General features: G+C 53.0%; 1 rRNA gene. It reads right to left on the bottom strand.

What is annotated here, in order from left to right:
• Nucleotides 1–47: 47 nt before the first annotated feature.
• Nucleotides 48–2,579, bottom strand: a 23S ribosomal RNA gene (locus tag P3T24_RS38780); the annotation flags it as partial.

Genomic DNA, 2,579 nt, shown 5'->3' with positions numbered 1-2,579 from the left:
ATCCATAAGTGCTGAAGCACTAACGGCTGCCGACACACACCTGTTATAGGATCAAGCCTTACGGGCAATTAGTATCAGTTAGCTTAACGCATTACTGCGCTTCCACACCTGACCTATCAACGTCCTGGTCTTGAACGACCCTTCAAGGGGCTCGAAGCCCCGGGGATATCTCATCTTAAGGCGAGTTTCCCGCTTAGATGCTTTCAGCGGTTATCTCTTCCGAACATAGCTACCCGGCGATGCCACTGGCGTGACAACCGGTACACCAGAGGTTCGTCCACTCCGGTCCTCTCGTACTAGGAGCAGCCCCCTTCAAATATCCAGCGCCCACGGCAGATAGGGACCAAACTGTCTCACGACGTTTTAAACCCAGCTCACGTACCTCTTTAAATGGCGAACAGCCATACCCTTGGGACCGGCTACAGCCCCAGGATGAGATGAGCCGACATCGAGGTGCCAAACACCGCCGTCGATATGAACTCTTGGGCGGTATCAGCCTGTTATCCCCAGAGTACCTTTTATCCGTTGAGCGATGGCCCTTCCATACAGAACCACCGGATCACTATGACCTGCTTTCGCACCTGCTCGACTTGTCGGTCTCGCAGTTAAGCACGCTTATGCCATTGCACTATCAGCACGATTTCCGACCGTACCTAGCGTACCTTCGTACTCCTCCGTTACACTTTGGGAGGAGACCGCCCCAGTCAAACTGCCTACCATGCACTGTCCCCGACCCGGATAACGGGTCAAGGTTAGAACCTCAAACAGACCAGGGTGGTATTTCAAGGTTGGCTCCACGCAGACTGGCGTCCACGCTTCACAGCCTCCCACCTATCCTACACAGACCGGTTCAAAGTCCAATGCAAAGCTACAGTAAAGGTTCATGGGGTCTTTCCGTCTAGCCGCGGGGAGATTGCATCATCACAAACACTTCAACTTCGCTGAGTCTCGGGAGGAGACAGTGTGGCCATCGTTACGCCATTCGTGCAGGTCGGAACTTACCCGACAAGGAATTTCGCTACCTTAGGACCGTTATAGTTACGGCCGCCGTTTACCGGGACTTCAATCAAGAGCTTGCACCCCATCATTTAATCTTCCGGCACCGGGCAGGCGTCACACCCTATACGTCCACTTTCGTGTTTGCAGAGTGCTGTGTTTTTATTAAACAGTCGCAGCCACCAGTTTATTGCAACCCCTTCACCCTTTGCCCGCAGGGGCATCAAGCTACAGGGGCGTACCTTATCCCGAAGTTACGGTACCAATTTGCCGAGTTCCTTCTCCCGAGTTCTCTCAAGCGCCTTAGAATACTCATCTCGCCCACCTGTGTCGGTTTGCGGTACGGTCTTGTTGAACTGAAGCTTAGAGGCTTTTCCTGGAACCACTTCCGATTGCTTCTTCACCGAAGTGAATGGCCTCACACCCTTGAATTCCGCGCCCGGATTTGCCAAAGCGCCTTCTCCAATGCAAGGACCGGGACTTCCAACACCCGGACAACCTTCCGCGATCCGTCCCCCCATCGCATTCAACAATGGTGCAGGAATATTAACCTGCTTCCCATCAGCTACGCATTTCTGCCTCGCCTTAGGGGCCGACTCACCCTACGCCGATGAACGTTGCGTAGGAAACCTTGGGCTTACGGCGAGGGGGCCTTTCACCCCCTTTATCGCTACTCATGTCAGCATTCGCACTTCCGATACCTCCAGCACACTTTCCAGTGCACCTTCGCAGGCTTACGGAACGCTCTCCTACCATGCATATAAATATGCATCCGCAGCTTCGGTATATTGCTTAGCCCCGTTACATCTTCCGCGCAGGACGACTCGATCAGTGAGCTATTACGCTTTCTTTAAAGGATGGCTGCTTCTAAGCCAACCTCCTGACTGTTTTAGCCTTCCCACTTCGTTTCCCACTTAGCAATATTTGGGGACCTTAGCTGGCGGTCTGGGTTGTTTCCCTCTTGACACCGGACGTTAGCACCCGATGTCTGTCTCCCGTGATTGCACTCTTCGGTATTCGGAGTTTGCTATGGCGAAGTAATCCGCAATGGACCCTTCAACCATGACAGTGCTCTACCCCCGAAGGTGATACACGAGGCACTACCTAAATAGTTTTCGGAGAGAACCAGCTATTTCCAGGTTTGTTTAGCCTTTCACCCCTATCCACAGCTCATCCCCTAACTTTTCAACGTTAGTGGGTTCGGACCTCCAGTACGTGTTACCGCACCTTCATCCTGGCCATGGATAGATCACCTGGTTTCGGGTCTACACCCAGCGACTGAATCGCCCTGTTCGGACTCGCTTTCGCTACGCCTGCCCTAATCGGTTAAGCTTGCCACTGAATGTAAGTCGCTGACCCATTATACAAAAGGTACGCCGTCACCCCTTGCGAGGCTCCGACTGTTTGTATGCATGCGGTTTCAGGATCTGTTTCACTCCCCTCCCGGGGTTCTTTTCGCCTTTCCCTCACGGTACTGGTTCACTATCGGTCGATCACGAGTATTTAGCCTTGGAGGATGGTCCCCCCATCTTCAGACAGGATTTCACGTGTCCCGCCCTACTTGTCGTACACCTAGTTCTTCC

Origin of the sequence: Paraburkholderia sp. GAS33 (genome assembly GCF_050436645.1) — a bacterium.
In the GTDB taxonomy this organism is placed as follows: Bacteria; Pseudomonadota; Gammaproteobacteria; order Burkholderiales; family Burkholderiaceae; genus Paraburkholderia; species Paraburkholderia phenazinium_B.
Note: the sequence above shows the minus strand (reverse complement) of the source record. Positions and strands in the feature narration are given on the sequence as shown.